At 59.7% G+C, this 15,792-nt stretch carries 12 protein-coding genes and 1 CRISPR repeat array; of the genes, 3 read left to right on the top strand and 9 right to left on the bottom strand.

Going from position 1 to position 15,792, the window contains the following annotated elements; genetic code table 11:
- Nucleotides 1-71: 71 nt before the first annotated feature.
- From MRY75_RS19715 to MRY75_RS19685, 7 genes are all read right to left on the bottom strand, one after another.
- Nucleotides 72-317 carry a hypothetical protein gene (locus MRY75_RS19715; protein WP_292309683.1) on the bottom strand — a complete coding sequence of 82 codons (246 nt, stop codon included), beginning with the start codon at nt 315-317 and terminating at the stop codon, nt 72-74.
- A gap of 29 nt (nt 318-346) precedes the next feature.
- A CRISPR array of direct repeats spans nt 347-1,874; the repeat unit is 28 nt; unit sequence TCTCTCAGCCGCCTATCCGGCGGGGAGG.
- Nucleotides 1,875-1,973: 99 nt separating this feature from the next.
- Entirely contained in the window at nt 1,974-5,315 is a 3,342-nt protein-coding gene (locus tag MRY75_RS19710) for a hypothetical protein (RefSeq protein ID WP_366934959.1), read from the bottom strand.
- On the bottom strand, nt 5,308-6,318 hold the full coding sequence (gene cas1f, locus MRY75_RS19705; protein ID WP_292309681.1) for a type I-F CRISPR-associated endonuclease Cas1f: 1,011 nt from the start codon (nt 6,316-6,318) through the stop codon (nt 5,308-5,310). Before cas1f ends, MRY75_RS19710 begins: the two co-directional genes overlap by 8 nt.
- The gene (locus MRY75_RS19700) at nt 6,308-6,961 is read right to left on the bottom strand and encodes a type I-F CRISPR-associated endoribonuclease Cas6/Csy4 (RefSeq protein WP_292309680.1); all 654 of its coding nucleotides are present in this window, start codon (nt 6,959-6,961) and stop codon (nt 6,308-6,310) included. Before MRY75_RS19700 ends, cas1f begins: the two co-directional genes overlap by 11 nt.
- Nucleotides 6,961-8,025, bottom strand: a complete 1,065-nt coding sequence (gene csy3 / locus MRY75_RS19695; RefSeq protein WP_292309679.1) for a type I-F CRISPR-associated protein Csy3 — start codon at nt 8,023-8,025, stop codon at nt 6,961-6,963. Before csy3 ends, MRY75_RS19700 begins: the two co-directional genes overlap by 1 nt.
- A gap of 13 nt (nt 8,026-8,038) precedes the next feature.
- Nucleotides 8,039-8,860: a type I-F CRISPR-associated protein Csy2 gene (locus MRY75_RS19690; RefSeq protein WP_292309678.1), complete on the bottom strand. Its 822-nt coding sequence runs from the start codon at nt 8,858-8,860 to the stop codon at nt 8,039-8,041.
- Nucleotide 8,861: 1 nt separating this feature from the next.
- Complete coding sequence (locus MRY75_RS19685) at nt 8,862-10,052, bottom strand: hypothetical protein (RefSeq protein ID WP_292309677.1); 1,191 nt, start codon at nt 10,050-10,052, stop codon at nt 8,862-8,864.
- A 97-nt stretch (nt 10,053-10,149) separates the two neighbouring features.
- Between MRY75_RS19685 and MRY75_RS19680 the strand changes: the two genes are divergently transcribed.
- Both MRY75_RS19680 and MRY75_RS19675 read left to right on the top strand, forming a co-directional pair.
- Complete coding sequence (locus MRY75_RS19680) at nt 10,150-10,923, top strand: WYL domain-containing protein (protein ID WP_292309676.1); 774 nt, start codon at nt 10,150-10,152, stop codon at nt 10,921-10,923.
- 1,895 nt (nt 10,924-12,818) lie between these two features.
- Nucleotides 12,819-12,995 (top strand): hypothetical protein, encoded by a 177-nt coding sequence (locus MRY75_RS19675; protein ID WP_292309675.1) that lies wholly within the window; start codon nt 12,819-12,821, stop codon nt 12,993-12,995.
- Between the two features lie 96 nt (nt 12,996-13,091).
- On the opposite strand, the gene MRY75_RS19670 is transcribed toward MRY75_RS19675, so the two are convergent.
- The gene (locus tag MRY75_RS19670; protein ID WP_292309674.1) at nt 13,092-14,054 is read right to left on the bottom strand and encodes a LysR family transcriptional regulator; all 963 of its coding nucleotides are present in this window, start codon (nt 14,052-14,054) and stop codon (nt 13,092-13,094) included.
- Between the two features lie 87 nt (nt 14,055-14,141).
- On the opposite strand from MRY75_RS19670, the gene MRY75_RS19665 reads away from it, so the two are divergent.
- On the top strand, nt 14,142-15,038 hold the full coding sequence (locus MRY75_RS19665) for a DMT family transporter (RefSeq protein WP_292309673.1): 897 nt from the start codon (nt 14,142-14,144) through the stop codon (nt 15,036-15,038).
- Nucleotides 15,039-15,291: 253 nt separating this feature from the next.
- Here MRY75_RS19665 and MRY75_RS19660 read toward each other — a convergent pair whose 3' ends face one another.
- Nucleotides 15,292-15,678 (bottom strand): CGNR zinc finger domain-containing protein, encoded by a 387-nt coding sequence (locus tag MRY75_RS19660; protein WP_292309672.1) that lies wholly within the window; start codon nt 15,676-15,678, stop codon nt 15,292-15,294.
- Between the last annotated feature and the right edge of the window lie 114 nt (nt 15,679-15,792).

Below are 15,792 nucleotides of genomic sequence, written 5' to 3'. Positions count from 1 at the left end.
GCGATACCGTAACCGACAACTTCCGCGTCGTATCCCTAGAAAAATACAAAATCGTCTGAAACGACATCAGGTCAATTCAGGCGCATGAGTATATGATCATAAGCCATGCGAGCTGTGCCGGAAATAATCTGCTCTCCGTTCGGGCCGAGACAGGCTTCTCTTTCTAAATCGGGATTAATGGTGTTTAGAGGCCTGTTGTTAATGCGCCGTTCCACAACACGTTCGCCTAGCCAAGTTTGAAGACGCGCAAGTTCCATCGTCATTTCGCCGCGCATATTGATGTGGAGCTCCACGTCTGCCGCCTTCGCCAACTCCATCAATTCCGCAGTAATCCTATGAACGACTTCATCCCAGCCGCCTATCCGGCGGGGAGGTGAGGTATTCCGCAACAAAGCGCTCCTGCTTATCTCTCAGCCGCCTATCCGGCGGGGAGGCCGAACCCCGTCGCCGCGCGCATTGCTGCAGATCTCTCAGCCGCCTATCCGGCGGGGAGGAAATGCGTCTGCCGAGGCGCATGAAGCTGCACTCTCTCAGCCGCCTATCCGGCGGGGAGGATCTTCCTGATGTCGCGGCTTTTCCTCCTCTTTCTCTCAGCCGCCTATCCGGCGGGGAGGGTGTTTGGCGGGCTTCATTGCCCTATGTCTTGTCTCTCAGCCGCCTATCCGGCGGGGAGGGATGCCCTGCGGCGTTTCCTTGTCGAAGTACGTCTCTCAGCCGCCTATCCGGCGGGGAGGTCGGGGGCTGTGGCATCCGTGGCCGGGATTGCTCTCTCAGCCGCCTATCCGGCGGGGAGGAGTTGACCCTTGGAAAGTCGGGTTTTCGCATTTCTCTCAGCCGCCTATCCGGCGGGGAGGGCTGCCAAGAAAGTCTTGGATGCAGCGAGATATCTCTCAGCCGCCTATCCGGCGGGGAGGAAAAACCCCGGCAGCGAGGGAGGCCGCCGCCGTCTCTCAGCCGCCTATCCGGCGGGGAGGCATGACTGCCGTTCATCGTGTAGGCGATTTTTTCTCTCAGCCGCCTATCCGGCGGGGAGGTTGGCCGCGTCTCCGAGGCGTTTGGTGACGATTCTCTCAGCCGCCTATCCGGCGGGGAGGTTTGAGCAGTACGAGACATCGCTGCTCATTGATCTCTCAGCCGCCTATCCGGCGGGGAGGGTTTCGATTTGGTCAACAACGGCGGCCATGTTTCTCTCAGCCGCCTATCCGGCGGGGAGGGTTCGGCGCTTGGCGACTGGCCGGAGGATATTTCTCTCAGCCGCCTATCCGGCGGGGAGGAAGGCTGCATTTGACGCAGCCAAGAGCTCTGCTCTCTCAGCCGCCTATCCGGCGGGGAGGGCTACGACATCGACGCGGGCCGTTACCAGCAATCTCTCAGCCGCCTATCCGGCGGGGAGGGTATAGCCTTGCCAGCATTTCGACCGTCACTGTCTCTCAGCCGCCTATCCGGCGGGGAGGACTTGGCCCTGTGCTTCGCGCATCTGGTTTGCTCTCTCAGCCGCCTATCCGGCGGGGAGGTTTTTCTTGAGCGTCATGGTGCGGCCAAAGCGTCTCTCAGCCGCCTATCCGGCGGGGAGGGTACTCCAACGCCTCACGGTTTGCATCTGTGATCTCTCAGCCGCCTATCCGGCGGGGAGGATAGGCACACCGCCTATAACCGGCCCGCTTCGTCTCTCAGCCGCCTATCCGGCGGGGAGGATTGTAACGTCCGACGTGGGACGAATTGCGAGTCTCTCAGCCGCCTATCCGGCGGGGAGGAAATCCTCAACACCCTTGGCCGCACCCTTCGCTCTCTCAGCCGCCTATCCGGCGGGGAGGAAGGTCGGCCTCTCCGAGCGCGACAACAAGAATCTCTCAGCCGCCTATCCGGCGGGGAGGTCTCCCGTTTTCATGAAAAAACGAGACAAAAGAACGCCTTGTTAGGCGATCTTCATTTCTACCATCAATTTCAAAGAGCAAGCTAAACCATTGATTTAACTAATTAGATCCAAAGTCTTGAAAAAGATCCTCCGGAGAATTCCTCGTAAAGCCCGTCTGCTCTCCATAGGTCATTTGGGGAAACGTTGTCCTTCCATTATCATAGAAGGCAACGTCGAGCGTCACAAGATCTCGTAATTCGGGATCCGAGATTGGACGTCCATCCGGCGCCCGGGACAACCAGGCTCGTTCCAGGATATTCGTGAAGAGATATCCATCCTCGAGATCTGGTGCCGGCTCGCTCAGGGAAAGACCATGTCCTGTCGCAACGCGCCAGATGATCGGGTGCTGTCCGGAGTTTACATCGAGAAGCCATACGCCTTCCGAAAAACCATCCCCTGAAAGGGCATAGCGCAGGGTCCTCGTGGTCGACCTGCGGAAGACCCGCGTTCTCGTGAAGGTCGTGTTCATCCGGGACACAGCGTGCGACAGGTAGCGGCCCAAAGGCGGGCTGGCGCCCTCGCGCACCAGCATGTCGCGCCGCAGGCGAGCCTCTTCTTCCCGAAGCGGGCAGGACTGATCGTCCGAGAGAATGGGCGCTGCAGTGATCGTCGCAAAGGATACTTCGCCTGCGAGGTCAGAGAAGTTCCTCTTGTCCCAGCGGGACAGATTTCCACGGGACACCAGGGTTTCCCTGGGAAGATCCGTTTCGACCCCCGGCATGGCGAGCTTTCTGCCCTGCATCACGATGGGGCTACGCCCCAAAATGAGCGTGTTGGTCGCGGCCCAGGCCGCCGGACGATGGCGTCGGACGCGGCCCGCCGCCTGAATAATCGATCTCATCGAGACCGGATCGAGGATCGCATAGTCGAAATCGAGGTCGTTCCCGGTCTCGATCACGGGAGAAGTCACGCAGACAATCTCGATGTCCCGCGCTCCGATGGCATCGGCGCGTTCGAAGAGATCCTCCGCATGGCACAGGCTGCGTAGGCCCTCGTTGGGGTCGTCCTTCTTCTTCCGAGTCAGGGCCCGCTTCAGGCGATCCTCGATCCAGGCGCGGTGCAGGCGAGGGAAGTTCGAGTGCAGGCAGACCTTCACGCGCAATCGGCCACCAATGTCACCTGACGCCATCTGCTGGAACAGAGCCGCAGTGTGAGAAATTCGGGTCATCCGCACCAGGCCGACCGACACCCGAAACCCATTGATTTCGGAGGCGTTCAGATCATGCATCCGGCTGCAGCCTTGCTCGATCTGCATGAGCAGCTCGTTCCAGCCAGAGCAGGGAGCAAGGACTTCGCCGCGCCGCAAGGCGGGCGCTGTCGCGAGGGCCGCCAGAACTTGGCCCCGGCAGGCATCGTAAAGAGGTCCGAACTCCGTGCCGTCGGCATTGGTGACGAACGATCCCGGCGCATCGCCCGTCAGCAGGATATGGACATGATCGGACATGCCGGAAGAGGCCGCATGATGCGCCCATCCCGCCCGATAGGCCGCATGGAGCGCCTCCCCGACATCCCGCGTCAGGGTTGCGGACATGAGGATCACCCGCCGCCCTCCGGCGGCGGCCTGGAAGACCAGGCGCGCAAGCGCCGCGAGATCTTCCGCCCCATACTGGTCGATCTCGTCGAGAATAAGATCAGAGGAGAGCGTGCGAATGGCCGCCGGCAAAAATCGCGTGCGCCGCGGCGCTGCCACCTCCATGAGGTGATCGACGGTTCCTACGATGACGGGGGACCCGGCCAAGAGGCTGAGCATGCCTGCCTTTTTGCCGGAAATGGCAACGAGCTTCTGAAGGATGGCAGGAAGACCGCGATCTGTATCGAGGCTGAGGCCGCGGAGCCATTCCGCTTCCCTGGCGCTGCCCTCCGGAGGGGCGCCACCCTCCATCTGTTCGACACGAAGCCAGTCCGGCAGAGCAGAAAGGCTGTCCGATCCCTGGGGGTCTTCAGTTGCACCATCTTCCGGAAATTCGATGGGCGCCTTTCCGACGAGGACAGCGATATCCTCCTCCGGAAGCCGCAGATCCTTGATGTATTCTCGGGCCGATTGGGTGGCGAGGACACGGAGGCCGAGGCCAAGTGTCATTCGGAAATAGCGTCTCTCGGGGCGGATGTCCCCGAAAGCTGCCCCCGCAAGGATCGTGGGGGCACCCCGCGTCTTGCCCGTTCCGGTTCCGGAAATGAGGCAGGCGAAAAAGCCGCCTTCGCGAGATCCGGCAAGGTCGCGCGCCGCGCGTGCGGCTTCCATCTGCCAGGCAAAGCGACGATCGAAGATCTCGGGGCGAACGAGATCACCGGGCATCTGGTCTTCGCCCAGAGCCGGGAACCTGTCACGAAGACGATGAAGCAGGTCGAAGGCCGGGACGCAATTCCGATGAACCCTCCGGACATGCGCCGACAAACTGTCAGCCGGAACCGGTTTCTGTTTCGGGCCGGTGGTGTTGGCCAGGTGCTCCGCAGGGGCGGGTGCCTCTTCTTTCTGGGCGGACCCGACATGGTCGGCAAATACCAGGGACCCCCTCAGGGCAATGTCGAGACCCTCGACAGGAATGCCCGGCACAATCCTTGATGCGTCGGTCCGGAGCCCGCGGGAAAACCACTCCTCGTGCCAGAATGGCACACCGTCCGCGATCTCGAGCTTCCTGCGCGCATCTTGTGGAAGGGGTCCCGAATGCACTGCTCCGTTCAAGCCGAGATGGTCCGAATCTCCTTCCGGGATGCGGTGGTGCGTCAAGATCAGCATGCCTACGGCGAAGGTAATCCTGGTCTCGTCCAGCAGGAAATCGAAGGACAGGGCCCTGTCCGCCGGAGAGCCGCCGCGCAGAAGCCAATCTTGGGTAGCTGCGACAGCCACATCGATCTCGGCCGGGGTCAGGGTGAGCAGATCTGCCCGCAGATCCCGATCGCTGTGCTTCCCGAAAAGTCGATCCCAAACGGCAGCCGAGAAAAGCTCATGCCGCAGGAAGGATGCCTCAGGTTTGACGCCAGCCAGGGCGGCCTGGATCATGTCCTGAAAGAGGACCGTCGCCTTGCCAAGATCGTGGAAGAGAGCGGCGATTCGAACAGCAGCAAGACCGTTACGGGAGACGGGTGAGCCTCTCGACCGGATAAATGCGGAAGGGTGCGAGGAGACGGGCACGAGGCCGTCTTCCGAGAACATCGATCTCGAGCCGATGCGGATCAACGGCATGCGGCTTTCGACCGAGCTCCTGACCTCCTGGATCGAGACTGCCGTTGCCCGACTGGCCTTCTTGCGAAGTTCGCGAGCCATGCGGTCGAGGCAGGCGTTCGATGCCTTTCCCCGCCAGGTGCGATCGCCAATTCTCCAGAGGTAGCGATCCAGAACGCGCGCCACATGATCCCGGGACGCTTTGCGCGACCGACAAACGACAATCACTTCACGCATCGGTCTGCTCCTTTGTCGAGGGCGCAGCCGAAGGAGACGCAATCATGCGCTCGACCGTAGCGATCGCTTCCGCAAGGATCTTGCGATCATCGAAAGCCGCGATGAGACGGTCACGAAAGACCTTCTCCGGATCTTTGTCCTTGCGGTTACGGACGGCGGCAAAGGCGATCGGCAGGACAAGCGCATCCTTGAAGCTGTCGGCGAGGTCGAAAACCAGACCGCCTGCCCGGGTCTTGCCATGAAAGACCGACATGTGGGGTGGAATGCCGAGCGCCCAAAGCGCGCTGCCGGCCATGCCGTAGGCCAGATAGTTGCCATGATCGATGAAGCGGTTGACCAGCCGCATCAGATCCGCTGGGGCGCCTTTGTCCTGCACGTCGTCATCCGACATTCCGACACCGGCAAGGCGGCGGAATTCGCCAGTCTTCGACAGGCCTGAGGCTTCTGCGAAAAACTTGTAGCAGGATTTGGCGAATTGCCCCTCGACCCCCAGAAGCTCCTGAATCGAGGTGATGGACGCGAGGCGATCTTCGAAAGTCTTGCAGATGCGAGCCAGCGGCGTCGGATCGCGCAGCCCGAGATGACGCCCGGCCAATGCGCCGCCCATCTTGCGCATGCGCTCCGCGCGGTCGCGCATCACGATCTTGGCGGCTTGAAGAGAGCGCGCCTCATCGAGATAGACAGGCAGCATGTCCCGGAAATGCCGCGTGGCCGTATAGGCGGTGAGAGACCCCATGTGGAGCGGCGTCCCGCCCGTCCCTGTCACCGCCAGATAGACGCCCTCCTCGGCCAGAAGGCGCATGGCATCCTGGGTGATCGAGGTGCCCTGACCGATAAATAGAACAGCAAGATTGACATGCGGGATGTTGTATTCCCGCCGGTATTCGTCATCCGAAACATGGTAGGTAATGCGTCCATCTTCGACATGGATGCGGGCGCGCTCGAGATAGAGCGCGCCCTCCCGGTCGGTGACCAGAAGTCTGGGGCCACCCTTATGCTGCATCGCTTGCCAGCCGAGCCGAGTCGGGCATCACAGGAAGAACGGCGGGGGTTTTCGCGCTCGAGAAGCCGTAGGTGGAAACCATGAGGTCGACTTCCGTAATTGGCGCGACGATCTCCCGGATATGCACGACCACATCGCCATAGAAGAGCGCCAAGGCCTCGCCACGGGCCGCCTGGATCGATTTCAGGCGTTTCCCGAGTGGCTTGCCGCGGCGCTCCGCGCGGGCAACCGTCCGCCGGATCCAGCCGGGCGTGTATTTCACCTCCTTGCGGTCCCGGATATAGGCCGCGCCCGTTGCGCCGATATCGATCCAGGTCTCGCCGATTTCGATCTCCTCGATCATGCCGCGGCGCCGCAGGGTCTTGAGACCGTCCATCTCTTCGAGACGGGACAGAGAAGTCTCCGACCCGATCAGCTCGATCTCATGACCCAATCGCATCGCCTCCCGGCCCTTTTGCATCTGAGGCAAGGCCACCGCGATGAAATCGTCATCGCGTCCGGTCCGATTGGCATGATGCACGCAATTCAGGGTTGGGGTCAGGACGTCCTGCAGGGCGCCCAGTTCGATCACAGCCCTGACCGGCTTGATAAGGAGGCGGGCGCCGCCCTGGCAGCGCCCCTGTCCGATGTTCAGATCAGCCATCAGGAATTCGCCTCCGCGCTCTTGCTGGAAGAGCCGTAGACGCCCCCACGGACGAGGTTGGCCATCATGAAGTGGATCCGGCCAGGGATGTCCGCCGCCGTTTCGGCATTGGCCATATCCGTGATCACCTCTTCGGCCTTCTTGCGGATGTCGTAGAAGCTGTTCTTCGCATTGCGGAGCACAGCTGCCGTTTCTTGGACGCCGCCATATGGGTTCACGGCGATCGGGCCGTAGTCCTCGTCTCCGTGCCAGATATCGATGTGGCGCAGAGCGGCACCGATCTTCTGGGAATGCATCGAGGCCTGCCCGATCTCACGAGACCCGAAGAAGACGGGCAGCTTGGCATAGACGCGGCTCAGGTCCTTCGCGGCCTTTTCCTCGCGAATGTATTCTTGCGAAGGGAAGATCTCCTGGCCGGCGTCCATCTCGGCCACCCAACTCACATCAAAGACAAAGGGTGTCGCAACGAGACCCTGCGCGATGCCGTCAATGAAGCGATCGAGCGCCGCGCGATCGCCATCGACGAGGGCTGCCGCCATTTCGTCGCGGTCCGCCACATCCTCGAGCGACAGCACGGAGGGATCGAAGGCTATGGCCTCGCCGGAAAAGCGCACCATGACCTTCGAGGCATCGATCTGGAACCGGTTCCGCCAGGCGAAGCGCGCATTGGCGATGTTCCAAGCATAGAGCTCTGCCAGAACTCCGAAGCCGCCTGCGCGCGCATATTCGGCGGCCAGGTCTTCATAGGTCTTGCCGACAATGGGGTTGCCGCAGGCATGCGGCTTCATGGCCTTTGGCAGGACGCGCACCGAGAAGTCGAGCGCGACCGCGGTGCAGCCCTGCGGAAGAACCGCAAACTCAACCGTCTGGGGGTTGCTGAGGCCGGGGTTCTTGGCCCTGTCCTCGGAAGACTGACCGCGAACACCCTTTTCGAGGACCTCGACGGGGATGCGGCGCTCGCCGTTGATCCCGAAGAAAACCCCTTCGGAGATCTGCAGAGAGCGCGCATAGGCGAGCATGCCGGTCTCGAAGGATGCGGCAGTGGAGGCTTTCGTTTTTGCCATAGGGAAATTCCTTTCAGGCCGTGGCGTTGTGAGGGTGATGGGAGGAATGGGGTTGGTAGGAGGGATGACCGAGAATGTGGCTGTCAGTGACGAACCAGCGCCAGAAGCGCTCGGTTAGATCCGCTTCATTGAGTGCGGTCAGACGTGCATTCCGGATGGAGATCAACTCCGCGATCCCGACACAGGGCTCGACAAAGACATGAGGCATGTCCGGCGACCGGGCGCGGATGCGCCTCTGTGCCGTGTCAGGATTTTCGAGAAGCCGATGCCCCACGGCAACGGGAACAATCCAACCCCGCCCAGGCTCGCGCACGGCAGGGAAGAGGATTTGTGCGATACGCTCCATCTGGACGAGATCACCCGAAGAGATCAGCTGGCGCTCGACCTGATCCGGACGAACCATCGCATAGCCGCGGGACAGGCCCTTGAACCCCGCGCCATCCAAAGGGATGGCGTCGACACGGACATCCCGATTGGCGATCGTGCCTCCGGCAATACGCTTGGTGAGAACGACGTTTTTCACGTCTGCGACGGTTTCGATGCCGGGAAGATCGATGAGGAGCGACACCTCGACCGTGCCAACCATGTCCTCCATGATCTCGATCGGGGTAAAGGCGCCGGACTTCGGCTCCATCTCCGGCTTGGTCCGGCCTTCGGACACATGCACGGCATGCAGCACCGGCAGGATGCTGGCGCTCCAGGGCTCGACCCCAAGATCGCGCCCGATGGACTCTGCGAGGCCGAGGAAAGCCATGGGGCTCGGCAACCCCGCAGCATAGTCGTTCATCAGGAGATTGACGCGGCTGGCGCGCAAGTTGCGGATGGCAAAGCGCATGTCAGGCCTCCGTTTTCTCAAGGGCGAGCCGCTCACGATCCTGGAAATGACCCGAGGTGAGAGCCTTCATGGCTTTGGGCTGGTCGTCCTTCTTCCAGCGCCGACGCAGGAGAAGGGCGGACGGCAAGGGTGGCTCCGGCAGATCTTTCTCACCGAGGCCCCGCTCTTCCAAAAAATCCCGCGCGTCACGGCGTACCTCCGCAGTGAAGTCGAGGGCGCTCTTGATCAGCTGGTCGGCATACCAATCCGTTCCGGAGCGGATGTCGCTGTTGGTGTATTCCATGTCGAGACGGCCGGCATAATGCAGGACTGCGGCTTCGACATCCTCATCCCGCCAGATCGGGAAAGACCCTCCAAGGGCGTAGCGCAGGACGCCTGCCTTGTAGTCCCGCATCACCGACGGCATCGTTGCCATGAAGCGCTGGCGAGGGCCGCCGATCGCGCCCGAAATGTTCTGCGGTTTCGCGCTGACGGCCTGCCGCGACCAGCGGCCCCTCGGAACCGGTGGCTGGTCCTTTTCCTGCTTCAGGAACCATGCCGAGGACATGTTCTTGAAGCCCATGAACGCCTCGACAGGCGAAACGGGGGTTGCCTGAAGATCGCCTCCGCCGGGGCGGGGGAGGAAGATGGTCGGAAATTCTCCGGTATCGGGAAGGCTCGCGATGACCTGACCCTCGCCGAGGAGGGCGCTGCGCAGCGCATCGAGGCAGTCATCGCCGAAGACCGTTGCGAAAGCGGAAAGGACAGACGGCGAGACTTCATCCGGATCACGGATATGGTCCACGACCGACTTCGGCTCGCGGCCGACGATCTCGAGCGGCCGGTAGACGATCTTGGCAAAGGGAATGTCGGGCGCATTGACCGAGGGGACGAAAACCGCAGGAGCGTTCGAAGCTGTGCGCGAAAAGCGCAGGACGGACTGATCGAGAGCGGCTCTCGGGGTCGTCAACTTCAAGAGGTGCGAGCCGCTCCCCATGCCGACCTTCTCGAAATCCGTCGGACGAGGAGGCTCCCGGAAGGCAGGAAGCATGAGGGAAAATTCGGCCTCGACCTGCTCGAGGGTGAGCTGACGGCCAAGGGACTTGAAGCTCAGGAGGGCCTTTGCCGCCTTGGCCTTGGTGTCCGCCGCATCCTTGGAGTTTTCGGGGTCGAGCGCTTCGGCTTCGACGTCGACTGCATCTTGTTCGTCCACTGTCATCCTCCTTCGGTCACGGCAAACTTAGGCTTGCAAAAAACGAGCATCAAGATATAGTTTTTTTCATGATGAAAATATTTAGGACAAGGCTATCTTGGTTAGAAGAGAAAGACTGGGCTGGATCCAGTTCTGCCTGAGGTCCTTGGGGCGGTTCGGGGTGCGCGAGAAAAAGGCCCTGATCAGCGCCTTCGGGATGAGCGATGCGACACTGTCGCGGGATCAGGCGGCGTTCTTCGCGTCGATCCCGGATGACGCCGGCGTGCAGCTGGAGCGTGGAAAGCTGAAGGTCGTGGAGATGGGGGACCTCGACATCGGCCCGAGTGACGATGCGCCCAACCTGAACGAATTTCTCCGCGTGATGACAGGCAGCAATTTCGTTGCCGTGACATCCGTTGCCAGAGCCAGACCAACGGACCAGACGGTTGGTGCCATTGTAGGGGCGATCAACGAGCGGGTTCCTGTCTTCGTCCACTATGTGTCCCGGCGCTCTGAAAACCCAGAATGGCGTGCCATTTCCCCGCACGCGATTGTCGATATCGCCGGTCGTTATCATGCGCGCTGCTTCGACCACCTCAGGGGGCGATACGGTGACTTCGTCTTGTCGAGAATGGTTGGCTTCAGCTTCAGCCGGACGGACATGCCCACCTATATCGACGGGCGGGCAGACGAGGACTGGCGCAGCAAGGTGAGGCTCCGGATCAGTCTTGTCGAACAGAATGCCTCGCGGTCAGCCAAGCTGGACTATGGCCTGGATGAAGGGCAGAGCCGCACCATCGAGGTCCGAAAGGCGCTTGCGCCTTACCTTGTTACACGTCGGGAAGGCGGCTTTGAGGATCTTGTCGCGATCCACGAAGTGGAAGCGTACTGACCAGAGACAGACCAGTGAGAACGCCCGCCTCACGCACTGCGCACGCGGTAAAGTAGATGCAAGGTTGAAGAGATACCGGATCCTGATGGGCCCAATGGCTGCCAGATGAAAACTGGGAATCGGTTACACTTCCGAGCTCGGCCCTGCCTTGTGCGGGGCTTATCCTTTGTAGTTCAGCACACATGAAAGTTAGACACGCCGGATCGTCTTCTCGCTGACCTTGAACAGGGCAGAGATCTCCGGGATGGGTCGGAGCTCCTCGTCGCGCATGCGCTTCACTTTCCACCTAATGGATCGAAGCCACCGGCTTCCAGCCGGTCCGCTTCAGCGCTACTCGTCATCTGTCTCCCCTGCGCTCCCAAGACCGAGGTCTCCGCGGGCAAAACCCGCCGATCTGTTTTGCTATGCAGATGATGCACTGGTTGTAGAAAACATCATTGTCAGTGAGTTCGTGAAGACGCTATTCAGGGGCGTCAAGCTGCACCAGACTGGACTTCAAGCAACCGCTTACGCCGATCACACACGACCGTCCGGTGAGCACAACCGTAGGAATCACAAAAGGTATTATATCAGGTATCGCAACTCCGAACCTGAGTGAGGACAGTGAGGACAGTGAGTACAAAGCGGACCAATTCGTTGCCTGCGCAGCAAGTAGGGACCTAATCTCCACCCTTTTAAAGTGGCATTCGGAGGGTCTGATCTTTGAAAAACGCGGTGCGGGGATTTGCTATATTTGTAGCGAAACTGATTTTCAGATGAAGATTTCTGACGACATCAAGACTTTCGGTGATCACTGGAAGTCTGGCTTGTGCCTAATTCTCGGGATGTCACGCGGTCTCGAATGTTAAAAACCGGAGCGGCCGGAAGGGACCTGGCTGGAGGTGAGGTGAGAGAGATGACCTCATCCGCTTCTCATGAGCCGCCTGGCGAAACAGCCTGACCATTCCGAACTTTGATCCTGCAGCCAATTTTGCTGAAATCTGTAACGCTACTGCGGTTGCCAAGAAAAAATTCTATTTTACAGGGGGTTCCGTGATCGTTTTTGCATCTCGCATAACTTTGAATAGCTTCACACACTTATTAAACGAGACACATAACGAAGATGAGGAACGGTCGGCAAGTATATGATATACTTATTATTTTTCGTCTGGAGGACCTTGATTTTGGAAAAATGTTACAGATTTGGAAAATGTTACGCGGGTGTTACGCTTTTTGTAACAGGATTTTCTTAATAAAATCAGTACCATATATATAAATATAACAATGTTACGTAATATAGATAAATGTATACACGTACGCGTACGCACGCGCGCAGGCACGCACATACACACGCGCGCACGCACGCACCCACACCCGATACATATATTTTTTTGTAACACGTAACATTTTGTAACCTATTGATATTAAATAATAAAAATATAACGGCCTGTAACATTTTTGGGCGGGAAAAATAAAAAACGTTTATTTACAATAACTTAGGCGGGAGGCGGCTGCTGGGAAATCTGTTACACTTTGCTGCGGCCCATGTCCCGAAGTCTGTAGGCACGCTCCGAGGTCTCGCGGTGAAAATAAATTTGCGTTTTCGAAACAAGATCGCAAATCGCGCAGAGAGCGACAGAGCGGCTCACTGAGAGCCTCAATGACTTTTCAGCGGGGTAGCCATGAAAAACAAAGAGAAGCGCCCTCAGGGGCGCTCTGAGAGCCGCTGAGGCGCCACTTAAGGCTGCCAGTAGGGCGCTCCTTGGCTCTGGCGTTGATAATACTAAAAACGCATAAGCTTAATTATGTAATATTATAACGTTTGCCTGCGGCCGGAGTGTGTTCAAACCAACTCATCTAAGCTGCGCATTTTTTGACCATCTCAGTTGCTCTTCGGCTTGGCAAATTGTCGGACCGTGAACCTTTCGCACCTGGCAAGTCAGTTTCCGGGAGAGGCCAAACATGGGTCGAACTACCGGCGTCTTCAGCGGTTCTTTCAGCACATCCGGCTTGATGGTGACGTCGCTGCGCTCGTGATCATGCAGATGCTGAACTTGCTGAACCGGCCCAATGTATTGGCGTATTGGCGCTAGATCGAACGAATTGGAAGCTCGGCTCGCTGAACAAGATGAAGGACATGGCGTGAATGATAAGCACTGGCGGAACAGAAACGGACGCTTTTGGGTCAATCACCCCGCCAGCGCGAGACCGCCCATGCGGGTGACCTCGGCGATAATGGCCGCTGCGATGCTGTCGAGCGCTAGGTCGTGCGCACGTCGGGAGCGGCGGAGGATGTAACTCAGGTTTGGCGGCGCGGGCAGCCGAGTATCAACGATTTCCATGCTGGGGCGCAAATGGCGTGCGTTCAGCAGTGCGATGCCCATGCCCGCCTCGACCGCCGTGGCGATCCCTGCCGCGCTGGAACATTCGAAGACGATTTCCAGCAGCGCGCCTTCGTCCTGCCCGATGTCCATTGCCCACTGCCGGTAGAAACACGCGTCGTCGAAGGAGAGGAAGGGCAGCGGGCCGCTGTCAGGCAAGGCCAAGTCCGGCGCGCGAACCCAATGTAGCGCCTCGCGCAGGAGCACCGTGTCGGTCGGTCGCACCTCGTGGTCAAAGACCTGGAGGATGGCGAGGTCCAACTCGCCCTGTTCCAACAGGGTGCGCAGGGTCAGGCTCATCCGCACTTTCGTGCGCACTGCGACATGCGGATGCAGCCGGCGGAAGCGCGCCAAGATACGCGCTACGTCGGACAGCGCGGTGTCCTCGGTCAGGCCGAGCAGGATGCGCCCGGTCAGGTTCTTGCGCGTGAGGCTCAGCAGCGCCTCGTCATGCAGGCCGAGGATTCGGTCTGCATAATCCAGGAGGTCCCGCCCAGCGGCGGTGAACATCGGCCCACCGGCGCGGCGGGTCATGAGCGGGCAATCCAGCGCCTCCTCCAGCCGCCTGACCTTATGGCTGACGGCGGATTGCGTGATCCCAAGCGCCTCGGCAGCTCTGGTGATGCCGCCGTGCTGTTGGACCGCGCACAGTACACGCAGGGCGTCAATTTCGAGACGGCGGGATTTTAGGTCGACCATGACGGAGTCCTCTCCAATTAAGGGCAAGGTGCCGTGGTGCGCGCGCTGGCACAAGGTTTCATGCAGTTTCACGATAAAATGTCATGACCGTATCGAAATTTGTCATATGCATCGGTCTCGGAATGACGATAGCGAAGAGGCGATCGGAAAGGATACGCCATGACAGACCTCGCCGCAGCGCCGGTTCCCGCACGCCAGAATCCGCTGCTATGGCCCATTCTGGCCGGGTTGCTGATCCTTGGCTGGAGCTCCGGCTTCGTCGGAATCCGCTACGCCAATGCAGAGGCGAGCGTGGCGTTATTGCTGTTCTGGCGCACGCTTCTGGCGGGGGTGACCCTACTGCCTTTCGCGCTGACCATCGGCCCGAGGCTTCGGCCCCGCGCCGTTCTCGGGCAGGCCGCATTCGGTGTGCTGTCGGTCTTTCTTTACCTCGGTGGCTTCGCCCTCGCCATCGAGCAGCGCGTGCCTACGGGCCTTGTCGCCTTGATCGCGGACCTTTTGCCGCTGGCCATCGCGGTGCTGTCCTGGCCGGTGCTGGGTGAACGACTGAGCCGCGCACAGAAGGTCGGTACCGGCTTGGCAGTAGGCGGTGTGCTCATGGTCTCGGCGGACAGTCTCAGCTTGGGGCAGGCGCCGGCCTGGGCCTACGGCATCACAGTGGCTTCGATGCTGGTCTTCGCGCTGGCCTCGGTATTGCACAGGGGCAACCGGGACAGTGCCATGCCGGTTCATCAGAGCCTTTGCATCCACTGCCTGACTGGGGCGGCGCTGTTCGGCTTATGCTCCTGGGGGATCGGTGACGGGCTGATGCCGCCACTTAGCCGCAACTTTGCCATCGGCATGGTGTGGCTGGTGTTCGTTGGCACCTTCCTCGCATATTCTGTGTATTACACCAGCCTGCGCCTGTTTCCCGCGGCAAAAGTCAGTGCCGCCATCTACCTTAGTCCACCGGTGACTATGCTCTGGGCGCATGGACTGTTCGGCGATCCCCTGACGCCGGTAATGCTAGTGGGGCTTGGCCTCACCCTTGCAGGTGTCTGGATCGCGGCGCGCTAAGTATTCGGCCGCTGCTGCCACGACAGGAGCGGTCTGCTGTGAATGTCAAACATCTGTGTCTTCAATTTTCGTGAGTCAATTCGCGCTCACAGAACATGACCACTCTCCGCAATCGTTCCTTTACGGTCATTCCTATCGCAATCCGGAGATGGCCGTTTTTGGACGTCATCGCCTATATTTGGTCGACACGGCCAGAGCTTGCGCAACAGATTCAGGCGCATCGAACGCATCCTCAAACGGGGCAATGACACGCTTAGCGGTCAGTCTGGACCTCATCTTTCAGACTGATCGTCCGCGCATAATGGCGGCTGGATTTCGCGCGGTTGCCGCAGACCTCCATGAGGCACCATTTGCGCCGTGCGTTCCTGGTTTCATCAAGAAATAGCCACCCACAGTTATGACCAGGGCATAGTTTAACGCGTGCGATTTCACGCGGGTCGACGAGTATTGATATGGCCGAGGCGGCGATCAATTCTCGTAGGGACTGTTGTCGCAGCCATGGTGCGAAAGGCTGGTCAGGCGCTTTGAGCGCTAAGTTCAAATCAAGTACGCCCGTGCCGAGAATAGCCTCCCTAACCTCAATCCTAAAGGCATGCAGGTCCTCAATCGTTCCGATCCAATGACTGTTTTCCAGACCCATCTGCGTCGACCAGGCCGATAACCCGAATTATGCATGATGGGTTGGCGAGGGTGGCGTAACCATATGAAAAGCTATATTTTTTGGTTGTTCCGACCGAAAACTACAGTTTCCAAG

Origin of the sequence: Marivita sp. (assembly GCF_022763305.1) — a bacterium.
Taxonomy (GTDB): Bacteria; Pseudomonadota; Alphaproteobacteria; order Rhodobacterales; family Rhodobacteraceae; genus Marivita.
The sequence above is the reverse complement of the archived record's forward strand: the minus strand, read 5'-3'. Positions and strand labels throughout refer to the sequence as shown.

What these genes read in the sequence shown, in the direction of transcription:
- csy3 (WP_292309679.1), bottom strand. Translation starts at nt 8,025, where the DNA reads ATGGCAAAAACGAAAGCCTCCACTGCCGCATCCTTCGAGACCGGCATG.
- MRY75_RS19660 (WP_292309672.1), bottom strand. Translation starts at nt 15,678, where the DNA reads ATGGGTCTGGAAAACAGTCATTGGATCGGAACGATTGAGGACCTGCAT.
- MRY75_RS19700 (WP_292309680.1), bottom strand. Translation starts at nt 6,961, where the DNA reads ATGGCTGATCTGAACATCGGACAGGGGCGCTGCCAGGGCGGCGCCCGC.
- MRY75_RS19665 (WP_292309673.1), top strand. Translation starts at nt 14,142, where the DNA reads ATGACAGACCTCGCCGCAGCGCCGGTTCCCGCACGCCAGAATCCGCTG.
- MRY75_RS19715 (WP_292309683.1), bottom strand. Translation starts at nt 317, where the DNA reads ATGGAGTTGGCGAAGGCGGCAGACGTGGAGCTCCACATCAATATGCGC.
- MRY75_RS19710 (WP_366934959.1), bottom strand. Translation starts at nt 5,315, where the DNA reads ATGCGTGAAGTGATTGTCGTTTGTCGGTCGCGCAAAGCGTCCCGGGAT.
- cas1f (WP_292309681.1), bottom strand. Translation starts at nt 6,318, where the DNA reads ATGCAGCATAAGGGTGGCCCCAGACTTCTGGTCACCGACCGGGAGGGC.
- MRY75_RS19690 (WP_292309678.1), bottom strand. Translation starts at nt 8,860, where the DNA reads ATGCGCTTTGCCATCCGCAACTTGCGCGCCAGCCGCGTCAATCTCCTG.